Genomic DNA, 22,616 nt, shown 5'->3' on the forward strand with positions numbered 1-22,616 from the left:
GTATGCACGTACAGCTTATTAAGGAACACTCCGTGGCAAAGTCTTCTTCCGCAGCCCTAACCCCACCTGATGCCTACGAACGCCTGGCCATTCGTGTGCAAAAGATCATCAACTCCACCAACGCCCAAAAAGCCAAGGCAGCCTTGATCTTCCGCTTGCCGGACGAGCCAGAAGACGAGTGGCAGCGCTTGTTGGAGGAAATCGCGGAGAACGACAACGTCACCCTCGCCTATCGGGATGACGGCGGCGTGCAGATTTTCTGGGTTGTGCCGAAGGAAGAATGATTCAATGAGTGCCCGTTTTATTGCTGTGTGCTGCCTGCTTTTTGCTGTCACTGCCCATGCCCAGGCGCCCCGAACCTTCAGCGAAGCCAAAAAGGTCGCCTGGAAGCTGTACGCGCCACAATCCACCGAGTTCTATTGCGGCTGCAAATACACCGGTAACCGCGTTGACCTGAAAGCCTGCGGCTACATCCCACGCAAAAACGCCAACCGTGCCGCGCGCATCGAGTGGGAGCACATTGTTCCGGCCTGGCAGATCGGACATCAGCGCCAGTGCTGGCAGGACGGTGGACGCAAGAACTGCACCCGCCATGACGACGTATTCAAGCGTGCCGAAGCGGATCTGCACAACCTGGTGCCGAGCATCGGCGAGGTCAATGGAGATCGAAGTAACTTCAGTTTTGGCTGGCTGCCGGTGCAAAGCGGGCAATACGGTTCGTGCCTGACCCAGGTGGATTTCAAGGCCAAGAAGGTCATGCCGCGCCCGTCCATTCGCGGGATGATCGCACGCACGTATTTCTACATGAGCAAGCAGTACGGCTTGCGCCTGTCGAAACAGGATCGCCAGTTGTACGAAGCCTGGAACAAGACCTATCCGGTACAAGCCTGGGAGCGCCAGCGGAACCAAACGGTGGCGTGCGTGATGGGGCGCGGCAATGAGTTTGTCGGCCCGGTTAACCTGAAAGCCTGCGGTTGAACAGGGGCGGCACTGCCGCCCGATCTGCTGTTACTGCGCGGCCTTGTGCTCGATGATCTCGGACACCGTGTCGGTTTTCTTGGCCCGCGCCATCTTCTCGTTGAGCAGCGTCTGCTTGGCCTCGGCCTCGGCCCTGGTTGCAAATGGCCCCAGCAGCACTTCGTCCTTGCCGTCGACCTTCACGATATAAAAACTGAACCCGTGTTCGAGCAACCAGGCGGTCAGGTCGGTGATTGCCTGCAGCTTATGGTCCGGTGGGCCTACTCGCAGGTCCCATTCCTGGGCAGCAATCGCGCCGGTTTGTGGCTGGCTTTCGGTGACGGCAGGCTTGGCCTTGGGGGCATCGACGCTTTTGCCTTCACCGCAACCGGCCAATACCAACACCGCAATTGCCATCGCTACTTTACGCACTGCCCTGCTCCTTCAACGGATAAAGAGGCGACTTTATCATTCACTGTCTATTCTGGCCGTCATAAACGTTGGCTTAAACAATGCGAATGATGTATCCCAGACCTGTATGATGCCGCCATGGGAATTAATGTCGCCTCTATGCGTCCTAAAAGAGGCAGTCACAGGGACGCGCTTAGCAGTAAGCTACACACATACGACACCTGCCCTGTCTGAAACATGTGTCCTTAAAAGTAATCAAGGAGAAGTCCATGCTTATACTCACCCGCAAAGTCGGTGAAAGCATAAACATCGGTGATGACATTACGATCACCATCCTGGGCGTCAGCGGCCAGCAAGTACGAATCGGCATCAACGCACCCAAGGATGTTGCCGTGCATCGCGAGGAGATTTACCAGCGCATCCAGGCCGGCCTGACCGCTCCGGACAAAAACCAGACGCCTTGAAGCGCCCTCAGTAGCCAGCCCTTTCGTTCACTGTAACGGCTGGCGAAAACCTCCTCGGACTGCTTTTGTCTGTGTTGCGCGAAGCGCTTTTTGCCGCATGTGCATCCATGCTCAAGATGAAACTATCTTCACACCTGGAACTTATTGTCCCCCCTGCAACCGAATCCTCTGACTGATATTCCACCATCCGTGTGCACTTAGGAGCACGTCGATGATGCCAGGCAGCACCCAGCCATTTTTTTCCAGATCCTGGATGATCGCCCTGCTGACGGGGCTGGTCTTTGTCGGCTTGGAATATGGCCTGAAGCTTGAAATAGAGGGCGCCGAAGCGCCCCGTTCGCGGCTGGACCTGGTACTCCTGCTGTGTGGCTACCTGTTCATGTTCTGCCTCAAGCCCATCCAGATGGCCGTGCAGCGCAAGTTGTGCCAACGCATCGTGCGCAAAACCGTACGCTGACGCCCGCCCCTGACTCGCTATCAGATCGCTGGTATTTACAGCCTTGCAACAAGACCTATTCTTGGGTGTGTTTGCACAGTCAGTAGAAGGTGCCGGTACAGATGGACACGCTCACTAAAACCCAAATCGAATCTGAATTGGCAGCCCGCCTGCCCAGCTACGCGGTCACCTGTACGCTGCACGCCGACGGCACCCTCTCGGCCGTGCTCAGCGGTCCGGAAACCGATCACTTTGCAATCACCGGAATCGTGCGCGCGCATTATCGCGGTGCCGAAGCGATTGCCCGGCTCGCCAACGAGATTCTCAGGGAGATGGTGCTGTCACGCCAAGGCATGCGCAGTGATCGAATGCAGGCGTCGCCTGACCCAGCCACCCGCGAAGCAGGCCGAGGCCGGTAGCCGGCTCGGTTTTGCTGCTTCAGCCCGTCGCGCGCGCCAAGTAGAGCAAGCCATCAGCGCTGCGTTGCACCTGCAGCTGTTCATACCCATCGATCGAAGGATGCTCCGTCGCCATGGGTTTGAGGTGCGTCGAAGTCACGACCATCACATCCGCTCCAGCCGCCTCCCCTGCACGGATGCCCACCGCCGCATCCTCAAACACCAGGCAATCCTGCGCTGATACCCCCAGGCGCTGCGCACCGAGCACATAACAGGCAGGGTTCGGCTTGCCGATAGCCACGTCTTCAGCCGTGACCAGCACCGCTGGCGGCGTAATACCCGCCGCTTGCAGTCGACGCAACGCCAGTTCCCTGGGTGCAGAGGTGACCAGCGCCCACTGATCGCCGGGCAAGCGGTTCAGAAACTCGACGGCCCCGGCAATCGCAACGACACCTTGCACATCATTGATTTCAGCCTCGGTAATCCACTGCGCTTCAACCTCCGGGTCGACGCCGGGCAACGCCTGGCGCGTGATGGTGTCGATCGCCCGGGCGCCATGGATGGTGGCCAGAAACGTCGCCACCTCCAGCCCATGGCGTTCAGCCCAGATACTCCATACTCGCTCGGCGGCGGCAATCGAATTGAGCAGAGTCCCATCCATATCGAACAGAAAGGCGCGGTAAGGGCGGGCAAATACGGCTGAACCTCGGATGGACACTGCGGGGTTTCCTCGTGAGCTGAAACGAATAATCGACGCAATGCAATCTACGGATCACCCGGCGGCTTGTAAACGCCAACGACGCCGGCAATAACACGGCGGGTCGAGCGCCATGCGGTCGACACCGCCAGCTCAATCGAGGGCGCCATTGAGGACTTCGTAGATGATGCCCGTCGCGATGGCCACCAGTATCAAGTCGGTGCCCGCCTGCTGCCACTCGTATCCCTCGTAATGGGGCAAGCGGCCCAACAAACGCCCGTCCAGCTTCTTGGCAATGCCCGGCGGCAGCGGCTTGCCGCGGGCCAGGTTCTTCTGGATGCCAGGCGGCAAGGCGGGCGCCGGGCTCCAGTAGTCGCGATAACCGCCCAACACATTCAGCACGCTGCCACGGTCTACACTGGGGCCGCGACTGCTTGCTGCACCTTTGCCCTTGGGCTTGTCATGCCCCTGTCCGCCGTGACCATTGCCTTTATCGTTGCCTTGCCCCTTGCCATTGCCTGGATCAGCCAGGGCCATACCGCCAGCGGCAAACAACACAAGCGAAAGCGCAACAGACACGAATTTCGGGCACTTGATCATGGCGATGATCCAACACAGGAATGTAGCTGAACTGTAGTCGAGGTTATCGCACCCCGTGGGACGTCAACTCACCTGACCGCCCACTTCCAGCACATCCACCGGGGTATTCCACGCCGTCGACACCGCGATGCGCAGCCCATCGACCAGACCCGCTCCAAGCTGGTTCGGCACGTGGATAAAACCACTGCGTACACCGGTGCCCGCGAGTTCGTGCTGCAAGCGGTAGAACACCTGGTTGCACACGAATGTACCCGCCGTCTGCGATACCGACACCGCAATCCCTGCTTCGCGCACCGCCCTGGCCATGGCCTTGATCGGCAGAGTCGAGAAGTACGCCGCCGGGCCGCCGACCACCACCGCCGTGTCGATGGGCTGCTCCCCCAGATTATCGGGGATGCGTGCATCGTTGATGTTGATCGCCACTCGCTCGAGGGATATTTCGCTGCGCCCGGAGGCCAACCCAGTGGCGATGACCATCGCCGGGCGCAGTTCACTGATCAGTTGGAGCAGGCACTCACCCGCCGTGGCAAACGCACAGGGCAATCGGCGCGCAACAATGCGCACATCATCGTCGAGTTGCACGCCATCCAACTGGCTCACCGCTTCCCAGGAAGGATTCACCAGGTCTTGATCAAAGGGCTCGAACCCCGTCAGCAATACAGTTCGCATCGTCGCCTCACATCAACACATAAAGCAGGACAATATTGACCACCAGCATCATCAACGCGGTCGGCAGTTGCGCCTTGATCACCGCGTTCTTGTCCGGCAACTCCAGCAACGCCGCCGGTACGATATTGAAGTTGGCCGCCATCGGCGTCATCAGCGTACCGCAGTAGCCGGAGAACATACCGATGGCGGCCATCACCGCCGGGTTACCGCCGTAGATACCCACCAGCACCGGCACGCCGACGCCCCCGGTCATCACCGGGAACGCCGCGAAGCCATTGCCCATGATCACCGTGAACAGCGCCATGCCCAGCACGTACACCATGACCGCCACCAACTTGAAATCCAGGTTGATGTAGGTGGTGGTGACATGGGCGACAGCCGTGCCGACACCGGCTTCATTGAACAGCAGGCCGAGCATCGCCAGCATCTGCGGCAGCACCATGGCCCAGCCCAGGGCCTCGGTGAGTCGCCGGGATTCGCGCAAGGCTTGCACCGGGGTATCACGGGTCAGCCAGCACGCCAGGCCGAGGGCGATCAGGCAGCCGATGCCGAGGGACACGAAGGTGGTGTTTTTCGGGTCCAGCAACGGTACGCCGCCAATCTCGGTGTGCTTGAGCAAGACCGAACCGATCACGGTGGTCAGGGGGATCGCCAGCGCCGGGATAAACAGCTTGTGCCCGAGGCGGCCGGCACTGGCGCGCGAAGCCTTGTCATGCAACTCAGCATGGGTGCCACGGCCGACGCCGCCCAGGCCGGCGATCAGTGCCATCACCACCACCCCTGCACCGACCACCACCGAGGGCAGGCGCTCCCCTACCAGGAACGGGATGGCGAACAGCAGCCAGAACAATGCGCTGGACCAGCGCTTGGGATGGGTTCGATCCAACAGGATCATGCCGGCGGTGATCAGCAGCAGGACCCCGGCGAGCCAGTACAGGTATTGGATAGAGATGATCATTGCGCGGCCTCCACTGGGGTCACGGCGGTCGTCATCTCGCGGGTCAGTCTTCGGTCAAACCGATGAAGTCGGATCGCGTGAACGATGAAGGCGCAAATCGCCGTAGGAATACCCCACACCGCAATGTGCAGCGGCTCCACATCAATCCCCGAACCGAGCAGGAAGGTATGCATCAACGCAATCGCACCAAAGGCGACGAAGATGTCCTCACCAAAAAACAGGCCGACGTTATCGGTGGCCGCACACATGGCCAACACCTTGTGACGCAGTTTGTCCGGCAGTTTGCCGTAGCGCTTTTCCGCCGCGCCTTCGGCCATCGGTGCCAGCAGCGGGCGCACCATCTGCGGGTGCCCGCCGAGGCTGGTCAAGCCCATGGCTGCGGTGGATTCGCGTACAAACAGATAGATGATCAGCAGGCGTCCGACCGTGGCGCGCTCAAACCGCGCAATCCAGTTCTGCGCGTGCAGGCGCAAGCCGTGGCGCTCCAGCAGACCGATGACGGCAAGGGGCAACAACAGGATCAATTGCAGGGCGCGAGTCTGTAGGAAACCATCCCCCATAGTGGCGAGGATTTTCTCCAGCGGGAAGTGGGCAGCGAGCCCGGTGGCGATAGCTGCGGCGGTGACCACCAACAGCGGATTGAAACGCAAAACAAAGCCAACCACGATCACAAGTACGCCGATCAACGGCCATAAGTTCACAACAGTTTGCATGGCGGAGAGGTCCTTAAGTGCGCGCTGCGGCGCCATTACAGCAGGATGTGAACAAAGGGTTCACAGCAGGAAGTGGCGTGCAGTCGGCTCGGTTTTTTATTGTTGGCCCGTCAGGGCGAGCGTCAGTGGCGGCAACTGTGCTGCCTGGGAGCAGGAGGTGTCCAACAAGAAAAATTGTTGCTGCAAACCAATAAATTTTGTGGGTAATTGAGTAGCCCACGAGTAACAAGACGTGGACAGACCATGAAGGATTCGCTCATCTTAACGCCGCCCGTTTATCGTGCGCGGCGCATCGGGCAGTTGGTCGGCCTTCTTCATCAAACCGTTCACTGAAAAAGGGCAGCACCGGTGAGCTCAGCCACTCCAGATTCCGCCGCGCAAAACCGCCTCAGTCTACACACCAGTCTGATCGCCCTGGTGGTCGCCGTAACCTTCTTCATGGAGAACCTTGACGCCACGGTCATCGCCACCGCGCTACCGACCATGGCGACCGCCTTCGGGGTGACACCGGTCGACATGAACATCGGCATCACCGCCTATATCCTCGCCGTGGCGATCTTCATACCGCTGTCCAGCTGGGTCGCCGACCGCTTTGGTGCGCGCCGGGTATTCGCCGGCGCAATCATCCTGTTCACCCTCGCCTCGCTGCTCTGCGGGCTCAGCCAAAGTATTGAGATGTTCGTGTTCGCCCGCGTTCTGCAGGGCATCGGCGGCGCATTGATGGTGCCCGTAGGACGCTTGGCGGTGTTACGTAATACGGATAAGAAAGACTTGGTGAAAATGATCGCGATCATTACCTGGCCCGGCCTGGTCGCGCCGATTCTGGGGCCGCTGGCCGGTGGGTTGATCGTGACGCATGCATCGTGGCCATGGATCTTCTACGTGAATCTGCCGCTGGGTGTGCTGGCATTGGCCGCCGCACTGTGGCTGGTACCGGAAGACCGTGAAGCCAGCGTGCGCCAGTTCGATGCCAAGGGTTTTGTACTGCTGGCAGGCGCCTGTGTGGCCCTGCTGGGTGGGCTGGAATGGCTGGGTAACCAGACCGGTGAACGCCTTATTCCAGGCGCCGTGCTGGTCGCGGCAGGCATCGCGCTGGCAGTGTGGGCCATTCACCATTGCCGCCATGCCAGCGACCCGTTATTGCCGCTCGAGACCCTGTCCATCAATACATTTCGCGTGAGCATCTATGGCGGCTCGCTGTTTCGCCTGGCCATCAGCGCCCTGCCGTTCCTGCTGCCGCTGCTGTTTCAAATCGCCTTTGGCTTGTCCCCGGTGGACGCAGGCTTGCTGGTGCTGGCGGTATTCGCCGGCAATCTGGCGATGAAGCCGTTCACCACGGCCATCATGCGCCGCTATGGGTTTCGCCGGGTCTTGCTGGTGAACGGGATAATCGGCGTGGTGTCGATAGCCGCTTGCGCGCTTTTCACGGTGCAGACCCCATTTGTGCTGATCGCGGCCGTGTTGTTTGTGGGAGGGTTGTCCCGCTCGATGCAGTTCACCTGCTACAACTCGATCGGCTTTGCGGATGTGCCCAAACCGCGCATGAGTGAGGCGTCGGCGCTGTTCAGCATGTCATTCCAGCTGGCGATGGGGATGGGCGTGACGGTGGCGGCGCTGCTGCTGCGGGCATCCATGACCCTGCAGGGGCATGAGATGCAGGCACAGGTCGGGGATTTTCGCGTGGCGTTCGTCGGCGTGGCGCTGCTGGGAGTATTCGCGCTGGCGGATGTTTATCGGTTACCTGTGGGAGCAGGGGAAAGTGTGCTGAGCCGATGACAGACACCGCGGCTCGCCACTCAACACACTTTCCGGTACTCAGGCGGTGGTACTGACCATCGACCCCGAGCTGCTGCTGCCCTCGGCAGTGACGGCTTGCAACAGAGCCGAAGTCACCGTCTGCAACGCCGCAGAAGTGGCGGCGATTTGCGCTTGAGCCGCCGCCACAGCCGCAGCCTTGGCCTCTGCGTTCTGGTTGCTGGCCTGCGCTTTCTGCAAGGCTTGTTGCTGCTCTTGAAGCTGCTTTTGCAACTGTTCGATCTGCTTCTTCAACTGTTTGACAGTATCGGACTCCTGCGAGCTCGATGACGCCTGGCCACCCCCAGCTACGCCTGCCGCACCCTTAGTATCAGCGCGGGTACTGACGGCAGCGTTGCTTGTGCTGCTTGCGCTTTCGGTGACAGCGGGACCACTCGGGCTGACAGTGTTTGGAGTGCTTGATAAGGAGGCTGTATTGCTAACAGTGATAAGCATGCCAGATACCCAAGGATTAGAGATTTGCGACTGCATCGGCCTATCGATGAATTACTTTAGAGCGGCACTGCATTTTCAACAGTAAAAAACGCAGGCAACAAAAAAGGGCCCACCTTTCGGTGAGCCCTTCCAGACCGCCCAGCAGAGCGGATTTTGTTTGGTAGGCGCGATTGGACTCGAACCAACGACCCCCACCATGTCAAGGTGGTGCTCTAACCAACTGAGCTACGTGCCTGCTGTGAGGCGGCATTCTACGGAATTCCGGAGGGGTGTCAACATCTTTTTTGCAGCTAACCCTATGAATATGCGAATTATTTATTTGCAGTCGGCGCACCGCACTTTTTGGGGTGGCTGGCAGGCAATTTTCAACTCAGGTAGGATCGGGGCACTCGTAAAAAATATAAAACAGAGGTTCCAGAATGGCGAACACCCCCTACCCCAAGTCGTATTACGCCGCTTCCGCAAATGCCGTGCCGCCGCGCCCAAGGCTGCAAGGCGACGTCGAAACCGATGTGTGCGTGATCGGCGCCGGCTATACCGGCCTGTCCAGCGCGCTGTTCCTGCTGGAGAACGGTTTTCGCGTGACGGTACTGGAAGCCGCCAAGGTGGGTTTTGGCGCGTCAGGCCGCAATGGCGGGCAGATCGTCAACAGCTACAGCCGTGACATTGATGTGATCGAGCGCAGCGTCGGCCCCCAGCAGGCGCAGTTGCTGGGGCAGATGGCGTTCGAGGGCGGCAGGATCATCCGCGAGCGGGTCGCCAAGTACCAGATCCAGTGCGACCTGAAGGACGGCGGCGTGTTCGCGGCACTCAACAGCAAGCACATGGGCCACCTGGAGTCGCAGAAACGCTTATGGGAGCGCTACGGCCATACACATCTGGAGTTGCTGGACGAACGCCGCATTCGCGAGGTAGTGGCCTGTGACAACTATGTCGGCGGACTGCTGGACATGAGTGGCGGCCATATCCACCCACTCAACCTGGCACTCGGTGAAGCCGCAGCCGTGGAATCCCTGGGCGGGACGATCTACGAACAATCGGCGGCGGTGCGCATCGAGCGTGGCGCCAACCCGGTGGTCCACACCGCCGAAGGCAAGGTCAGGGCCAAGTTCATCATCGTCGCGGGCAATGCCTACCTGGGCAACCTGGTGCCGGAGCTGGCGGCCAAGTCGATGCCCTGTGGCACCCAGGTGATCACGACGGCGCCACTCGGGGATGACCTGGCCAGGACACTCCTGCCGCAGGATTACTGCGTAGAGGACTGCAACTACCTGCTCGACTACTATCGTCTCACCAGTGACAAACGCCTGATCTTCGGCGGTGGTGTGGTGTATGGCGCGCGCGACCCGGCGAACATCGAAGCAATCATCCGCCCGAAGATGCTCAAGGCCTTCCCGCAACTCAAGGATGTGAAGATCGACTACGCCTGGACCGGCAACTTCCTGCTGACCCTGTCGCGCTTGCCGCAGGTCGGTCGCCTGGGCGACAACATCTACTACTCACAGGGCTGCAGCGGCCATGGCGTGACGTACACCCACCTGGCGGGCAAGGTGTTGGCGGAAGCGCTGAGAGGCCAGGCAGAGCGCTTTGATGCGTTTGCCGACCTGCCGCACTACCCATTCCCGGGCGGGCAACTGTTGCGCACACCGTTTGCGGCACTGGGAGCTTGGTACTACGGGCTGCGGGATAAGCTGGGCTTCTGACAAATCAATGGGAGCCGGTTCGCCGGCTCCCGCAAAAAATTGCCAAATTGCAGACACAAAAAACCCCGGTCTTTCGACCAGGGTCTTTGCTATCGGATCAAAGTAGCCAGTGGCTTTCTTTGTGCTTCAAGGCGTTCAGTGGGCCTTGAGGCAGATATGGCGCAGCGGACGGGACTCGAACCCGCGACCCCCGGCGTGACAGGCCGGTATTCTAACCGACTGAACTACCGCTGCGTATCGCTTGACCGGCTGAGCAAACCGCCTCAACCGTCTTTGAATATCTGATCGATCAGCCTTGGCTGTTCAATCTCAAGCCCGATAAATCGAACCTGGAAAATATGGCGCAGCGGACGGGACTCGAACCCGCGACCCCCGGCGTGACAGGCCGGTATTCTAACCGACTGAACTACCGCTGCGCGTCGGTGCAACCTTTAACGTTGCGTCCTGCCCGAAGGCAAAACTCTCAAGAAGTGGTGGGTGATGACGGGATCGAACCGCCGACCCTCTGCTTGTAAGGCAGATGCTCTCCCAGCTGAGCTAATCACCCTTTGCTTCGTTGAGGCCGCGAAATTTACGCAGGTAGCGGACCTAAGTCAATAGCCTGCTTGAAGTTTTTCTGAAAAAGACAAAATGGCTACAAGACGGCTACCCGTCCTACTCGCTGTAAATCATCTTCTTGCTCATGCCACCGTCCACCACAAACTCTTGCCCGGTGACAAACCCGGCCTGGCGCGACAGCAGCCACGCCACCATCGCTGCCACGTCCTCTACCGTACCCACCCTGCCCGCCGGATGCTGGGCATGATCGGCATCGGTCAAAGGCTCGGCACGCCGCGCAGCTGGATCACGGGCATCAATCCAGCCAGGGCTGACCGCATTCACCCGCACTTCCGGCCCGAGGCTGATCGCCAAGGCGTGAGTAAGCGCCAACAGGCCACCCTTGCTCGCCGCATAAGCCTCGGTATCCGGCTCCGACTGACGAGCCCGGGTCGACGCCAGGTTGACGATGGCTCCGCCGTGGGCACGCAGGTAAGGCGCACAATGTTTGGCCAGCAACATCGGCCCACTGAGGTTAACGGCCAGCACACGGTTCCAGTAGGCCAGGTCGAGGCTTTCCAGGGTGATATTGTGCGGGTCGGCCACCGCAGCGTTACAGACCAACGCGTCCAGGCGCCCGAACTGCCCCAGGACTTCGGCGACCCCCTGGGCCACCTGTTTCTCGTCAGCCACGTCCATGGTGATAAACCAGGCGTTTTCGCCCAGCACCTTGGACACCTTGGAACCGCGCTCGCGGTCGAGGTCGGTCAAGACCACCTGCCAGCCCTCGCTGATCAGCCATGCCGCAATCCCGAGGCCAATGCCCCGCGCCGCGCCCGTCACCAGGGCGACGCGCCCATTACTGGCCGCCGCGGCCTCCAGGGACCACTCGATCACAAGGCAGCCAGCCCGCGAGCCAGGTCAGCCTGCAGATCCGTGACATCTTCCAGGCCGACCGCGATGCGGATCAGGCTGTCCCGGATACCGGCCGCCTCACGCTCCTGCGGCGCCAGGCGTCCGTGGGAGGTGGTGCTCGGATGGGTAATGGTGGTCTTGCTATCGCCCAGGTTGGCCGTGATGGAGATCAGGCGCGTCGCATCGATAAAGCGCCAGGCGCCCTCTTTGCCGCCCTTCACTTCGAAACTCACCACGGCGCCGAAACCACGCTGCTGGCGCTGGGCCAACGCGTGCTGCGGGTGGCTCTTGAGGCCGGCGTAATGCACTTTTTCGATACCGTCCTGCTGCTCCAGCCACTCGGCCAGGGCCTGGGCGTTGGCGCAATGGGCTTTCATACGCAGGCTGAGGGTTTCCAGGCCCTTGAGGAAGATCCAGGCGTTGAACGGGCTCAAGGTCGGGCCGGCGGTGCGCAGGAAGCCCACCACTTCCTTCATCTGCTCGCTGCGGCCTGCAACCACGCCGCCCATGCAACGGCCCTGGCCATCGATAAACTTGGTGGCCGAATGCACCACGATGTCCGCGCCGAGCTTCAGCGGCTGCTGCAAGGCAGGCGTGCAGAAGCAGTTATCGACCACCAGCATTGCGCCCTTGGTGTGGGCCACTTCGGACAATGCCGCGATATCCACCAGCTCGGCCAGCGGATTGGACGGCGACTCGACGAACAGCAATTTGGTGTTGGACTTGATCGCCGCATCCCAGCCGGACAGATCCGCCAAGGGCACGTAGTCCACTTCAATACCGAAGCGCTTGAAATACTTCTCGAACAGGCTGATGGTCGAACCAAACACGCTGCGCGACACCAGCACATGGTCGCCGGCACTGCACAGGCTCATCACCACCGCCAGGATCGCCGCCATGCCGGTGGCCGTTGCCACCGCCTGCTCTGCGCCTTCCAGGGCCGCGATACGCTCTTCGAACGCGCGCACAGTCGGGTTGGTGTAGCGGGAATAAACGTTACCCGGCACTTCGCCAGCAAAGCGCGCAGCGGCGTCGGCCGCCGTGCGGAACACGTAGCTGGAGGTAAAGAACATCGGGTCACCGTGCTCACCTTCCGGGGTACGGTGCTGGCCGGCGCGCACAGCCAGGGTATCGAAAGCTACGCCATCGAGGTCGCTGTCCAAGCGACCGGCATCCCATTCCTGACTCATGCTGCGACTCCTTACTCAATTCTTTATTTAAGATACAAAACCGGCCCCTCAGGGCCGGTGTCTACTCAGTTGTTGTACAGATCGATGATCGCGCTGACCGCCTGGGTCTTGATCTTCGACGAGTCGTTACGCGCCTGCTCGATCTTGTTCAGGTAGGCCTCGTCGACGTCACCGGTCACGTACTTACCGTCGAACACGGCGCAGTCGAACTGCTCGATCTTGATCTTGCCACCGCCGACCGCTTCGATCAGGTCCGGCAGGTCCTGGTAGATCAGCCAATCGGCGCCGATCAGGTCAGCCACGTCCTGGGTCGTGCGGTTGTGTGCGATCAGTTCGTGGGCGCTCGGCATGTCGATGCCGTACACGTTCGGGTAACGCACGGCAGGCGCTGCGGAACAGAAGTACACGTTCTTCGCACCGGCTTCGCGGGCCATCTGGATGATTTGCTTGCAGGTGGTGCCGCGCACGATGGAATCGTCCACCAGCATCACGTTCTTGCCGCGGAATTCCAGTTCGATGGCGTTGAGCTTCTGGCGCACCGACTTCTTGCGCGCCGCCTGGCCCGGCATGATGAAGGTGCGACCGATGTAACGGTTCTTCACGAAGCCTTCGCGGAACTTGACGCCCAGGTGGTTGGCCAATTCCAGCGCAGCGGTACGGCTGGTGTCCGGGATCGGGATCACCACGTCGATGTCGTGCTCGGGACGCTCGCGCAGGATCTTGTCGGCCAGCTTCTCGCCCATGCGCAGGCGCGCCTTGTAAACCGAAACGCCGTCGATGATCGAATCCGGACGCGCCAGGTAGACGTGTTCGAAGATGCACGGGGTAAGTTTCGGCGCGACAGCGCACTGACGGGTATGCAGCTTGCCGTCTTCGGTGATGTACACCGCTTCGCCCGGCGCGAGGTCGCGGATCAGGGTGAAGCCCAGCACGTCAAGGGACACGCTTTCGGACGCGATCATGTACTCGACGCCTTCGTCGGTGTGACGCTGGCCGAACACGATCGGGCGAATACCGTGGGGGTCACGGAAGCCGACGATGCCGTAGCCGGTGATCATCGCCACAACGGCATAACCGCCGACGCAACGGTTATGCACGTCGATCACGGCGGCGAACACATCTTCTTCGGTCGGCTGCAGCTTGCCGCGCTGGGCCAGCTCGTGGGCGAACACGTTGAGCAGCACTTCCGAGTCTGAGCTGGTGTTGACGTGGCGCAGGTCAGATTCGTAAATCTCCTTGGCCAGTTGCTCAACGTTGGTCAGGTTACCGTTATGCGCCAGGGTAATGCCGTAAGGCGAGTTGACGTAGAACGGCTGAGCTTCGGCCGACGTCGAGCTACCGGCGGTCGGGTAACGCACGTGGCCAATGCCCATGTGCCCGACGAGGCGCTGCATGTGACGCTGATGGAACACGTCACGTACCAGGCCATTGTCCTTGCGCAGGAATAACCGGCCGTCGTGGCTGGTCACAATACCGGCAGCGTCCTGGCCGCGGTGCTGGAGGACGGTTAGCGCGTCATACAGCGCCTGATTGACGTTCGACTTACCGACGATACCGACGATGCCACACATGCGACGCAACCCCTACTTAATGAATCTTGACTGAACACAACTTACTGCGGCGTTTTGGCCGGCAAGAGGTGTTCCTTGAACGGAAGATCAGCGGGTACGCTGATTCCGCTGGCCAGCCACTGACTGCTCCACCCCAAGATGAGGTTCTTGGACCAATCTGCAACCAATAGAAATTTTGGCACGAGTACCGACTCCTGCCACCACGAATCCTGCTGTACCGGCCCCAGGCTCAACAGCCCGACCGCCACGACCACCAGCAACGCGCCACGCGCGGCACCGAAGGCCATGCCGAGAAATCGATCGGTCCCGGAGAGGCCGGTGACGCGTATCAACTCGCCAATAAGATAATTGACCATTGCCCCCACCAGCAGCGTGGCGATGAACATGATGGCGCAGCCCGCGATGACGCGAGCCGAAGGTGTCTCGATGTATCCGGCCAGGTAGACCGACAATGAACCGCCGAACATCCAGGCTACGACTCCTGCGATGATCCAGGTCAGCAACGACAGTGCTTCTTTTACGAAGCCGCGGCTTAGACTGATCAAAGCGGAGATGGCGACGATTGCAACGATCGCCCAGTCAACCCAGGTAAATGGCACGTTTGAGCCTACGGACGGATAAGGCGGCGCATTTTAGCAGAGCGTCGGGCTGTCGGTAAGCTGTGATTGCGGCTGCTTTGCAAATCAATAGATTGTGGCGGGCCGATCACATTTCAACCTCACCACAAAACCAATGTGGGAGGAGGCTTGCCCCCTCCCACATTTGATTGGACTTCAGGTTTAAACCGATACGGGCTCAGCCGCGCTCAGGCTGGAAGCGTGTGACGAAGCCTTTCAGGTTCTGCTGACGGTCCAGCAAATCCCGCAGCCGGTCGGCCTCGGCGCGCTCGATCAGCGGCCCGATAAACACCCGGTTCTTGCCGTCGGCGCTACGGATATAGGCGTTGTAGCCCTGGGCACGCAGCTTCTTCTGCAAGGCGTCGGCGCCTTCGCGATTGCCCAGGCTGGCCACCTGGATCGACCAACTGATCGGCAGACCATTCGGATCGATACGGCTCTGACCCACATCCGGCTTGCCCGGCGCGGCAGGCTGCGGCACCACCGGCTTGGGCGCAGGCGCAGGCGTCGCCGGCTTGGCGGCGACCGCCGGAGCAGGTGTCGGCTTGACCACCGGCACGCTTGGCTGCACCGGCATCGACGGCGCCTGCTGCGCAGCCACCTCATCGTCAGTCGGCACCGGCTCTTCTTCAGGCAACGCCTGCGGCTCAGGCACCACCACCGGCTCCACCTGCACTTGCGGCACTGCCGGTGCCTGGGGCGCAGCCGGAGCCTCGACAACCACCTGGCGCTGCTCGTCCTGGCGGGAAAACAGCATCGGCAGGAAGATCACCGCCAATGCCACCAGCACCAGGGCTCCAACCATTCGCTGCTTGTATGCGCTATCCAGTAATGCCATGTGCAGCTTCCTCCGTGGAGCGCCGGGCCAACCACTCAAGCGCCTCGGCAACACAATAAAATGATCCGAACAACAGAATTTCGTCCTCGGCCGTCGCTACCGCGCACTGTGCCTCCAGGGCAGCAGTCACGCTTGCATACGACGCCACCGGCGCACCAAGGTTCTGTAACACGATCTCAAGCTCATGGGCCGGACGACTGCGCGGCGTATCCAGCGGCGCGACCGCCCAAGCCTGGACGCTGTCCAGCAACGGCGCAACCACGCCCTCCAGGTCCTTATCGGCAAGCAAGCCGAATACAGCCAGGCGACACCCCGACGGCGGCGTGCGCGCCAGGCGTTGCGCCAGGTAGCTGGCGGCATGGGGGTTATGCCCCACATCCAGCAGCAGGTTCAGGCGCTTGCCGTGCCAGTCGAACACCCGGCGATCCAGGCGCCCTACCACGCGGGTCGCCAGCAACGTCGCAGCAATCTGCTCAGCCTGCCAAGGCAGGTCCAGCAACAGATAGGCTTGCAGCGCGAGTGCGGCATTCTCCATCGGCAGATTCAGCAAGGGCAGATCACGCAGCTCCACAGCCTGCCCACGGGCATCCCGCCCGCACCACTGCCAGTGCCGGTCATCGATTTCAAGATTGAATTCGCGGCCCCGCAGGAAGAATGGGCAGCCCAGTTCACGCACCTTGTCCAACAAGGGCAGCGGCGGATCCAGGTCACCGCATAGCGCAGGCTTGCCCGGACGGAAAATCCCGGCCTTTTCATAGGCCACGGACTCGCGGGTATCCCCCAGGTAGTCGGCATGGTCCACGCCAATACTGGTGACCAGCGCCAGGTCGGCATCCACCACGTTGACGGTGTCCAGGCGTCCGCCCAGGCCCACTTCCAATACGACCACATCCAGCTGCGCACGCTCGAACAGCCAGAACGCCGCCAGGGTGCCCATTTCGAAGTAAGTCAGGGAAATCTCACCGCGCCCGGCATCGAGTGCGGCGAAGGCTTCGCAGAGTTGCTCATCACTGGCTTCGACGCCATTGAGTTGCACCCGCTCGTTGTAACGCAGCAAGTGCGGCGAGCTGTACACGCCTACTTTCAGCCCCTGGGCTTGCAGCAGCGCGGCAACAAAGGCACAGGTAGAGCCCTTGCCGTTGGTGCCGGTCACCGTGATCACACGCGGCGCCGGCCGGCCCAACCCAAGGCGGGCCGCTACCTGTTGCGAGCGCTCCAGGCCCATGTCGATGGCGGACGGATGCAACTGCTCGAGGTAGGCGAGCCATTCGCCCAGGGTACGTTGGGTCATAGGTTCGCAGGCACCGGCGGCACAACGATCGGCTCGACTTTAGGCGCGACGTAAACAGGTGTCGGCAGGCCCATCATCTGAGCCAGCAGGCTACCCAGGCGTGGACGCAGCTCACCGCGCGGAATGATCAGGTCGATTGCGCCGTGCTCCAGCAGGAACTCGCTGCGCTGGAAGCCTTCCGGCAGTTTTTCGCGCACGGTCTGCTCGATCACGCGCGGGCCGGCAAAGCCGATCAGGGCTTTTGGCTCACCGACAATCACGTCGCCCAGCATCGCCAGGCTGGCGGAAACACCGCCGTAGACCGGGTCGGTCAGCACGGAGATGAACGGAATGCCTTCTTCGCGCAGACGCGCCAGCACCGCAGAGGTCTTGGCCATTTGCATCAGGGAGATCAACGCTTCCTGCATCCGCGCACCACCGGAGGCGGCGAAGCAGATCATCGGGCAACGGTTTTCCAGGGCGTAGTTGGCCGCGCGCACGAAGCGCTCGCCGACGATGGCCCCCATGGAGCCGCCCATGAAGGAGAACTCGAACGCCGACACCACCACCGGCATGCCCAGCAGCTTGCCGCTGACGGAAATCAACGCGTCCTTCTCACCGGTCTGCTTTTGCGCAGCGGTCAGGCGGTCCTTGTACTTCTTGCCGTCGCGGAACTTGAGACGGTCGACCGGCTCCAGGTCGGCGCCCAGCTCGTTACGGCCGTCGGCGTCGAGGAAGATGTCGATGCGGGCGCGGGCGCCGATACGCATGTGGTGGTTGCACTTGGGGCAAACATCCAGGGTCTTTTCCAGCTCGGGGCGGTACAGCACCGCGTCGCAGGATGGGCACTTGTGCCACAGACCTTCAGGAACCGAGCTTTTCTTCACCTCGGAACGCATGATCGAAGGGATCAGTTTGTCTACTAACCAGTTGCTCATGCTTTCTTTCTCCAGTACCGGTAGCTTGAACACAGCCCCGCGTATGCCCTTGAGCTAAATTCATATGTGGCGATGACGCAGGCTGGACGGGGTCAGACGTTCGACCTGCCATTTCCAGCCTGCATCCTCAGCCTTCCAGACAGCCTGCCTGCGCAGGTTGCCACTTCATTTCCGGGCCTCCCTCAGGCGGCGCCGGGCTGTTTTACACAGTGGTAGTTATGGACGGCGGCAGACTGCCAGCCGTCACATCCCGACACAGCTGTTGCGCACCGCCTGCATGAATGCGCGAATCCTGTCGTGATCCTTGATGCCCTTGCCTTGCTCTACCCCACCGCTGACATCCACGGCATACGGCCGGACCTGTTGAATCGCCGAACCGACGTTCCCAGGGTTGAGCCCCCCGGCCAGGATGATCGGCTTGCTCAACCCTTCAGGGATCAGCGACCAATCGAACGCTTCGCCGGTACCACCGGGTACGCCTTCGACATACGTGTCCAACAGAATGCCACGCGCGCCGGAATAGGCAGCGCAGGCCCTCGCGATATCGTCACCCGCCTTGACCCGCAACGCCTTGATATACGGGCGTTGGTAGCTTTCACATTGATCCGGGGTTTCGTCGCCGTGAAATTGCAGCATATCCAACTGCACGGCATCCAGGGTTTCGTTGAGTTCGCAGCGGCTGGCGTTGACGAACAAGCCCACGGTGGTCACGAACGGCGGCAGCGCCGCAACGATCGCCCGCGCCTGCAACACATTCACCGCCCGTGGGCTCCTGGCATAAAATACCAGGCCAATGGCATCCGCCCCCGCCTCGACTGCCGCCAGCGCGTCTTCTATGCGGGTAATCCCGCAAATCTTGCTGCGAACGGCAGGCATGTCGTAGAAACCTCAGGGATTGGACCGATAAAGTCCCGGATGGTAACAAAAGCTATTCCGGGCGTCAGCCGCCAAGTTCACTGAACCCTGTGAGGAAGTGTGGCCCGATGAAACGCTGCGGCAGCTCGAACTCGTCGCGGTACTCCACGTCCACGAGGTACAGGCCAAACGGATGCGCCGTGACGCCGCCCGTGCGGCGGATGCGGCTTTCCAGCACTTCCCTGGCCCATTCCACCGGGCGTTCGCCGGTACCGATGGTCATCAATACGCCCGCAATGTTGCGCACCATATGGTGCAGGAAAGCGCCGGCACGGATGTCCAGCACGATCATCTTGCCGTGGCGAGTCACCCGCAGGTGGTGGACTTCCTTGATCGGCGACTTGGCCTGGCACTGGCCGGCACGGAACGCACTGAAATCATGCACCCCCACCAGATGCTGCGCAGCCTCGGCCATGCGCTCGGCATCCAGCGGACGGTGGTTCCAGGTGATTTCTTCGTTGAGGTGCGCGGGACGGATCTGGTCGTTGTAGATCACATAGCGATAACGCCGGGCAATGGCCTTGAAGCGCGCATGAAAGTGCGCAGGCATGACCTTGGCCCAACTGACGCTGACGTCGTGGGGCAGATTGATATTGGCGCCCATCACCCAGGCCTTCATCGTGCGTTCGGCCTGGGTATCGAAGTGCACCACTTGGCCGCAGGCATGCACACCGGCATCGGTACGCCCGGCGCACATCAACGACACCGGGGAGTCAGCCACTTTCGACAGCGCCTTCTCCAGGGTTTCCTGCACCGTCAGCACGCCTGACGCCTGACGCTGCCAGCCGCGATAGCGCGAGCCTTTGTATTCCACGCCGAGGGCGATGCGGTAAAAGCCAGCGGCCGCCATTTCGGCGGCCGGGTTATCTATATTTGCCAAGAACTGAGAGCCTGATGAGTTGCGCAAAGGCAGCCATTATAAATGCGGCAGCTGCGTGGCGTGCGCTTTTGTTAGGGATTGACCTTCCCACACCGCACCGGCATCAACCTTCAGATTTTGCCGAGCATTTCCTTGGCCTCGCCGCGCTGAGCCTCATCACCTTCGGTGAGCACTTCGGAGAGGATGTCCCGCGCGCCGTCGGCATCACCCATGTCGATATAGGCCTGGGCGAGATCGAGCTTGGTGGCGACTTCATTCGTGCCAGACAGGAAGTCGAACTCCGGCTCATCCCCACCCAGCGCCGCGTCCTCGGCGGTAAAGGAGGGTTCGATGGGCGGATTCTCCAGGCTTTGGGACAGGCGATCCAGCTCGGCGTTGACATCGTCCAGCTCCGAAGCGAAGGCATCCGGCTTGGCGGCTTCGCCTGGCTCGTCCGCCAGGGACAGGTCGAAATCCTCCGGCAAATCGAAGTCATCCAGCGCCGATGGGGTCAGCGTCGGCGGCTCCACTGCCGACACATCCTTCATCTGGTCCTCAAGACCGGAAAGGAAGTCATCGTCGGACTGCTCGGACGCCGGGGTATTCGGCTGCAGATCCAGGTCGAAGTCCGACAGGTTTTCCTTGTCGGCCTTGGACGCCGATTGCTGCTCCAGGAGCGCTGCAAACGTCTGTTCGTCGTCCAGGTTGGCTGGCGAAGCCGCCTCCAGCTCATCCAGGCTCAGGTCGAAATCGGTGTCGAGTGCATCGGGCTCGGCGGCTGGGACGGCCGGTTTGTCTTCCAGCAGGTCCTTGACGTACTGAGCGTCGAGGGCCGCGGCGGCAACCGCGGCACTGACGCCCGCCGCCAATACCGCCATCGCAGGAAAGCGCGACTTGAGTTGCTCGACCTGGGCATGGTTCTCACCATTGGCCACCAGTTGACGCTCCTGGGTCACGAAACCGTCCTTGTCGCTTTGCAGGCCGTAGACTTCCATCAGCTTCAACCGCAGGTCGCTGCGCTTGGGCTCGTGCTTGATCGCTTGTTCCAGCACATCGGCGGCCTGGTTCAGGTGACCACGGTCGATATGGGACTGGGCTTGCGCCAGGGCATCGTTGGCGTTTTGCGGGGCCACGGCAGCGGCCAGCGGCGCGAGCACGGAGGCAACCGTCGGAACCGCCACCGCCGGCGCAACCACTGGAGCGGGTGCCGGAGCCGCTGCCAGCTTGACGTTCGGCGGCGGCACTTCGAGGCCTTCGAAACTGTCCGACGGCAGGTCCTGTTCGATGTTCGAGGTAAATTCCGGCTCTTCAGCCAGCGCCCGCGCCATGCGCAAGTGCTTTTCCTCTTCACGGCGGGCGTTGCGATGGCGCGCCCACAGCAGCAGGAGCAGCAACACCACCAGGCCAGCCGCGCCGCCGATCACACCGAGGACAACCGGGTTGGTCAGCAGTTCATTGAACTTGCCTTCGGTGGTGTCAGGTGCGGCGGCCGGTTTAGCCGCTTCAGGTGCCGGCGCAGCAGGGGTTGGCGTTGGCGCGGCGGTCTGTGCAGCGGGTGCTGCCGGCGTGGCGGCCGGGTCGCTTGCCAGCTGTGCAGGCATCGCTGCCGTCGCCGCTACGGCCGGGTCGCCTTTTTCTGCCTGCAAACGGGCCAGTTGATCGTTTTTCAGTTGAATCAACTTTTGCAGTTTATCCAACTGGCTTTGCAGATCTGCGGCACGGCTCTTGAGCTCTTCGTTATCGCGGCGAGTGGTGTCCAGTTGCTCCTGGGTCATCGCCAGCTTGTCGCTCAGGACCTGGCTGTCGCCGGCCTTGCCCTTGCCGCCTTTCTTGGCTGCTTCAGCCGAGACCAGGCTCAGGTTGTCCTGGGTATTGGTGGTCGACGGCGCATTGCCGGCCTGGGCACGCTTGGTGGCGTCCAGTTGCTGCTTGCCGGCCGCCTGATTGGTCGCCCCGCGCCGACCCTGGCGCCAGGCGGCATTTTGTACCCTCACTTCGGCGATTGCCTGAGGTTGCGGCAACGCCGTGCTTTGTACGGTGTCCGGCAGGCGCAGCACCTGGCCGGTTTTCAGGCGGTTGATATTGCCGTCGATAAAGGCGTCGGGGTTGAGTGCCTGAATGGCCAGCATGGTCTGCTGCACCGAGCCGCCATTGCGGTGCTTCTGCGCAATTTCCCACAGGGTGTCGCGGGAGGTGGTGGTGTGCTGGGCCGGCGTGCTCACAACGGGCGCAGTACGGGCGGGCGTTCCCACGCGCGGTGCAGGTGCTGCGGAGGTCGAAGCCGACTGGTCGAACTTGGCAGGGTCGAGCAACACACTGTAGTCGCGCATCAAGCGGCCATTGGGCCATTGCACCTGCAGCAGGAAACGTACGTAGGAATCCGGCAGCGGCTTGCTGGAGGTGACGCGCACCACGCTGCGACCACTGGGATTGATGACCGGGGTAAACGTCAGGTCATCGAGAAACGCCTGACGATCGACGCCCGCGTCCACGAATGCCTGGGATGAGGCCAGGCTCGGGGTGATCTCGGACGCCGTGAGGCCACCGACATCGAGCAATTCGATTTCCACCGACAACGGCTGGTTCAACGTCGACTTAAGGGTCATTTCCCCCAGCTGCAGCGCCTGCGCCATACCGGAGGACAGCGCCGAGGCGGCCGCTATTGCTAACACCAGTTTGCGAACTTGAACCATAGCCTCATCCTTTGTTT

Annotated in this window: 24 protein-coding genes and 4 tRNA genes; 7 read left to right on the forward strand and 21 right to left on the reverse strand. The window is 61.3% G+C overall.

Translation table 11 applies throughout. The features are described from left to right. Positions 1–32: 32 nt before the first annotated feature. Together BB029_RS19010 and BB029_RS19015 are read left to right on the forward strand one after the other, a co-directional pair. Positions 33–284, forward strand: a complete 252-nt coding sequence (locus tag BB029_RS19010; RefSeq protein ID WP_174557003.1) for a DUF1654 domain-containing protein — start codon at positions 33–35, stop codon at positions 282–284. A gap of 4 nt (positions 285–288) precedes the next feature. Next, positions 289–978 (forward strand): endonuclease, encoded by a 690-nt coding sequence (locus BB029_RS19015; protein ID WP_027604097.1) that lies wholly within the window; start codon positions 289–291, stop codon positions 976–978. A gap of 30 nt (positions 979–1,008) precedes the next feature. Here BB029_RS19015 and BB029_RS19020 read toward each other — a convergent pair whose 3' ends face one another. After that, positions 1,009–1,374: a penicillin-binding protein activator LpoB gene (locus BB029_RS19020; RefSeq protein ID WP_065940358.1), complete on the reverse strand. Its 366-nt coding sequence runs from the start codon at positions 1,372–1,374 to the stop codon at positions 1,009–1,011. Between the two features lie 263 nt (positions 1,375–1,637). On the opposite strand from BB029_RS19020, the gene csrA reads away from it, so the two are divergent. The 3 genes from csrA to BB029_RS19035 all read left to right on the forward strand — a co-directional run bounded on the left by csrA (position 1,638) and on the right by BB029_RS19035 (position 2,687). Then, positions 1,638–1,832, forward strand: a complete 195-nt coding sequence (csrA, locus tag BB029_RS19025) for a carbon storage regulator CsrA (protein WP_003192511.1) — start codon at positions 1,638–1,640, stop codon at positions 1,830–1,832. Between the two features lie 211 nt (positions 1,833–2,043). Then, complete coding sequence (locus tag BB029_RS19030; RefSeq protein ID WP_065940359.1) at positions 2,044–2,289, forward strand: hypothetical protein; 246 nt, start codon at positions 2,044–2,046, stop codon at positions 2,287–2,289. A 101-nt stretch (positions 2,290–2,390) separates the two neighbouring features. Further along, positions 2,391–2,687: a hypothetical protein gene (locus tag BB029_RS19035; protein WP_065940360.1), complete on the forward strand. Its 297-nt coding sequence runs from the start codon at positions 2,391–2,393 to the stop codon at positions 2,685–2,687. 19 nt (positions 2,688–2,706) lie between these two features. Here the strand turns inward: BB029_RS19035 and BB029_RS19040 are convergent, their stop codons facing one another. The 5 genes from BB029_RS19040 to BB029_RS19060 all read right to left on the reverse strand — a co-directional run bounded on the left by BB029_RS19040 (position 2,707) and on the right by BB029_RS19060 (position 6,303). After that, complete coding sequence (locus tag BB029_RS19040; RefSeq protein WP_065940361.1) at positions 2,707–3,384, reverse strand: HAD-IA family hydrolase; 678 nt, start codon at positions 3,382–3,384, stop codon at positions 2,707–2,709. 132 nt (positions 3,385–3,516) lie between these two features. Next, complete coding sequence (locus BB029_RS19045) at positions 3,517–3,963, reverse strand: anti-virulence regulator CigR family protein (protein WP_065940362.1); 447 nt, start codon at positions 3,961–3,963, stop codon at positions 3,517–3,519. A gap of 63 nt (positions 3,964–4,026) precedes the next feature. After that, positions 4,027–4,632, reverse strand: a complete 606-nt coding sequence (pcp, locus tag BB029_RS19050) for a pyroglutamyl-peptidase I (RefSeq protein ID WP_065940363.1) — start codon at positions 4,630–4,632, stop codon at positions 4,027–4,029. A gap of 7 nt (positions 4,633–4,639) precedes the next feature. Then, positions 4,640–5,590 carry a DUF979 domain-containing protein gene (locus BB029_RS19055; RefSeq protein WP_065927250.1) on the reverse strand — a complete coding sequence of 317 codons (951 nt, stop codon included), beginning with the start codon at positions 5,588–5,590 and terminating at the stop codon, positions 4,640–4,642. After that, a complete protein-coding gene (locus BB029_RS19060) occupies positions 5,587–6,303 on the reverse strand; it encodes a DUF969 domain-containing protein (protein ID WP_065940364.1) in 717 nt (238 codons plus the stop codon). Before BB029_RS19060 ends, BB029_RS19055 begins: the two co-directional genes overlap by 4 nt. Positions 6,304–6,651: 348 nt before the next feature. Here BB029_RS19060 and BB029_RS19065 point away from each other — a divergent pair, with 348 nt between their 5' ends. Further along, a complete protein-coding gene (locus tag BB029_RS19065; protein ID WP_083236453.1) occupies positions 6,652–8,079 on the forward strand; it encodes a DHA2 family efflux MFS transporter permease subunit in 1,428 nt (475 codons plus the stop codon). Between the two features lie 39 nt (positions 8,080–8,118). Here the strand turns inward: BB029_RS19065 and BB029_RS19070 are convergent, their stop codons facing one another. Together BB029_RS19070 and BB029_RS19075 are read right to left on the reverse strand one after the other, a co-directional pair. Then, positions 8,119–8,553, reverse strand: coding sequence for a hypothetical protein (locus tag BB029_RS19070; protein ID WP_065940365.1), 435 nt, complete (start codon positions 8,551–8,553; stop codon positions 8,119–8,121). A 158-nt stretch (positions 8,554–8,711) separates the two neighbouring features. Beyond that, a tRNA-Val gene (locus BB029_RS19075) sits at positions 8,712–8,788 on the reverse strand. Positions 8,789–8,972: 184 nt separating this feature from the next. On the opposite strand from BB029_RS19075, the gene BB029_RS19080 reads away from it, so the two are divergent. After that, positions 8,973–10,256: an FAD-binding oxidoreductase gene (locus BB029_RS19080; RefSeq protein WP_065940366.1), complete on the forward strand. Its 1,284-nt coding sequence runs from the start codon at positions 8,973–8,975 to the stop codon at positions 10,254–10,256. A 157-nt stretch (positions 10,257–10,413) separates the two neighbouring features. On the opposite strand, the gene BB029_RS19085 is transcribed toward BB029_RS19080, so the two are convergent. From BB029_RS19085 to BB029_RS19145, 13 genes are all read right to left on the reverse strand, one after another. Beyond that, positions 10,414–10,490 (reverse strand) — tRNA-Asp (locus BB029_RS19085). Between the two features lie 105 nt (positions 10,491–10,595). Further along, a tRNA-Asp gene (locus BB029_RS19090) sits at positions 10,596–10,672 on the reverse strand. Positions 10,673–10,727: 55 nt separating this feature from the next. Beyond that, positions 10,728–10,803 (reverse strand) — tRNA-Val (locus tag BB029_RS19095). Positions 10,804–10,910: 107 nt separating this feature from the next. Continuing rightward, positions 10,911–11,675, reverse strand: a complete 765-nt coding sequence (locus BB029_RS19100) for an SDR family oxidoreductase (protein ID WP_027604081.1) — start codon at positions 11,673–11,675, stop codon at positions 10,911–10,913. A gap of 11 nt (positions 11,676–11,686) precedes the next feature. Next, positions 11,687–12,898 carry an O-succinylhomoserine sulfhydrylase gene (locus tag BB029_RS19105; protein ID WP_065940367.1) on the reverse strand — a complete coding sequence of 404 codons (1,212 nt, stop codon included), beginning with the start codon at positions 12,896–12,898 and terminating at the stop codon, positions 11,687–11,689. A gap of 65 nt (positions 12,899–12,963) precedes the next feature. Further along, positions 12,964–14,469: an amidophosphoribosyltransferase gene (purF, locus tag BB029_RS19110; RefSeq protein WP_027604079.1), complete on the reverse strand. Its 1,506-nt coding sequence runs from the start codon at positions 14,467–14,469 to the stop codon at positions 12,964–12,966. Positions 14,470–14,510: 41 nt separating this feature from the next. Beyond that, on the reverse strand, positions 14,511–15,068 hold the full coding sequence (locus BB029_RS19115) for a CvpA family protein (protein WP_003192538.1): 558 nt from the start codon (positions 15,066–15,068) through the stop codon (positions 14,511–14,513). A 196-nt stretch (positions 15,069–15,264) separates the two neighbouring features. Beyond that, positions 15,265–15,924 carry an SPOR domain-containing protein gene (locus BB029_RS19120; protein ID WP_065940368.1) on the reverse strand — a complete coding sequence of 220 codons (660 nt, stop codon included), beginning with the start codon at positions 15,922–15,924 and terminating at the stop codon, positions 15,265–15,267. Next, positions 15,908–17,215, reverse strand: coding sequence for a bifunctional tetrahydrofolate synthase/dihydrofolate synthase (gene folC / locus BB029_RS19125; RefSeq protein WP_065940369.1), 1,308 nt, complete (start codon positions 17,213–17,215; stop codon positions 15,908–15,910). The genes BB029_RS19120 and folC overlap by 17 nt, the downstream gene beginning before the upstream one ends. After that, a complete protein-coding gene (gene accD, locus BB029_RS19130) occupies positions 17,212–18,132 on the reverse strand; it encodes an acetyl-CoA carboxylase, carboxyltransferase subunit beta (protein WP_027604076.1) in 921 nt (306 codons plus the stop codon). The genes folC and accD overlap by 4 nt, the downstream gene beginning before the upstream one ends. A 243-nt stretch (positions 18,133–18,375) precedes the next feature. Beyond that, complete coding sequence (locus BB029_RS19135) at positions 18,376–19,008, reverse strand: phosphoribosylanthranilate isomerase (protein ID WP_065940370.1); 633 nt, start codon at positions 19,006–19,008, stop codon at positions 18,376–18,378. 64 nt (positions 19,009–19,072) lie between these two features. Continuing rightward, positions 19,073–19,897 carry a tRNA pseudouridine(38-40) synthase TruA gene (truA, locus tag BB029_RS19140; protein ID WP_027604074.1) on the reverse strand — a complete coding sequence of 275 codons (825 nt, stop codon included), beginning with the start codon at positions 19,895–19,897 and terminating at the stop codon, positions 19,073–19,075. A 140-nt stretch (positions 19,898–20,037) separates the two neighbouring features. After that, the gene (locus BB029_RS19145) at positions 20,038–22,599 is read right to left on the reverse strand and encodes a FimV/HubP family polar landmark protein (RefSeq protein WP_065940371.1); all 2,562 of its coding nucleotides are present in this window, start codon (positions 22,597–22,599) and stop codon (positions 20,038–20,040) included. Positions 22,600–22,616 lie beyond the last annotated feature (17 nt).

The organism is Pseudomonas sp. S3E12 (assembly GCF_001702295.1).
GTDB classification, from domain to species: domain Bacteria; phylum Pseudomonadota; class Gammaproteobacteria; order Pseudomonadales; family Pseudomonadaceae; genus Aquipseudomonas; species Aquipseudomonas marginalis.

Bases quoted from the DNA above. Each gene is read 5' to 3' on its own strand.
- BB029_RS19015 (WP_027604097.1), top strand. From the start codon at position 289: ATGAGTGCCCGTTTTATTGCTGTGTGCTGCCTGCTTTTTGCTGTCACT.
- BB029_RS19020 (WP_065940358.1), bottom strand. From the start codon at position 1,374: ATGGCAATTGCGGTGTTGGTATTGGCCGGTTGCGGTGAAGGCAAAAGC.
- csrA (WP_003192511.1), top strand. From the start codon at position 1,638: ATGCTTATACTCACCCGCAAAGTCGGTGAAAGCATAAACATCGGTGAT.
- BB029_RS19030 (WP_065940359.1), top strand. From the start codon at position 2,044: ATGATGCCAGGCAGCACCCAGCCATTTTTTTCCAGATCCTGGATGATC.
- BB029_RS19035 (WP_065940360.1), top strand. From the start codon at position 2,391: ATGGACACGCTCACTAAAACCCAAATCGAATCTGAATTGGCAGCCCGC.
- BB029_RS19045 (WP_065940362.1), bottom strand. From the start codon at position 3,963: ATGATCAAGTGCCCGAAATTCGTGTCTGTTGCGCTTTCGCTTGTGTTG.
- pcp (WP_065940363.1), bottom strand. From the start codon at position 4,632: ATGCGAACTGTATTGCTGACGGGGTTCGAGCCCTTTGATCAAGACCTG.
- BB029_RS19055 (WP_065927250.1), bottom strand. From the start codon at position 5,590: ATGATCATCTCTATCCAATACCTGTACTGGCTCGCCGGGGTCCTGCTG.
- BB029_RS19060 (WP_065940364.1), bottom strand. From the start codon at position 6,303: ATGCAAACTGTTGTGAACTTATGGCCGTTGATCGGCGTACTTGTGATC.
- BB029_RS19070 (WP_065940365.1), bottom strand. From the start codon at position 8,553: ATGCTTATCACTGTTAGCAATACAGCCTCCTTATCAAGCACTCCAAAC.
- BB029_RS19080 (WP_065940366.1), top strand. From the start codon at position 8,973: ATGGCGAACACCCCCTACCCCAAGTCGTATTACGCCGCTTCCGCAAAT.
- BB029_RS19105 (WP_065940367.1), bottom strand. From the start codon at position 12,898: ATGAGTCAGGAATGGGATGCCGGTCGCTTGGACAGCGACCTCGATGGC.
- purF (WP_027604079.1), bottom strand. From the start codon at position 14,469: ATGTGTGGCATCGTCGGTATCGTCGGTAAGTCGAACGTCAATCAGGCG.
- BB029_RS19120 (WP_065940368.1), bottom strand. From the start codon at position 15,924: ATGGCATTACTGGATAGCGCATACAAGCAGCGAATGGTTGGAGCCCTG.
- folC (WP_065940369.1), bottom strand. From the start codon at position 17,215: ATGACCCAACGTACCCTGGGCGAATGGCTCGCCTACCTCGAGCAGTTG.
- accD (WP_027604076.1), bottom strand. From the start codon at position 18,132: ATGAGCAACTGGTTAGTAGACAAACTGATCCCTTCGATCATGCGTTCC.
- BB029_RS19135 (WP_065940370.1), bottom strand. From the start codon at position 19,008: ATGCCTGCCGTTCGCAGCAAGATTTGCGGGATTACCCGCATAGAAGAC.
- truA (WP_027604074.1), bottom strand. From the start codon at position 19,897: ATGGCGGCCGCTGGCTTTTACCGCATCGCCCTCGGCGTGGAATACAAA.
- BB029_RS19145 (WP_065940371.1), bottom strand. From the start codon at position 22,599: ATGGTTCAAGTTCGCAAACTGGTGTTAGCAATAGCGGCCGCCTCGGCG.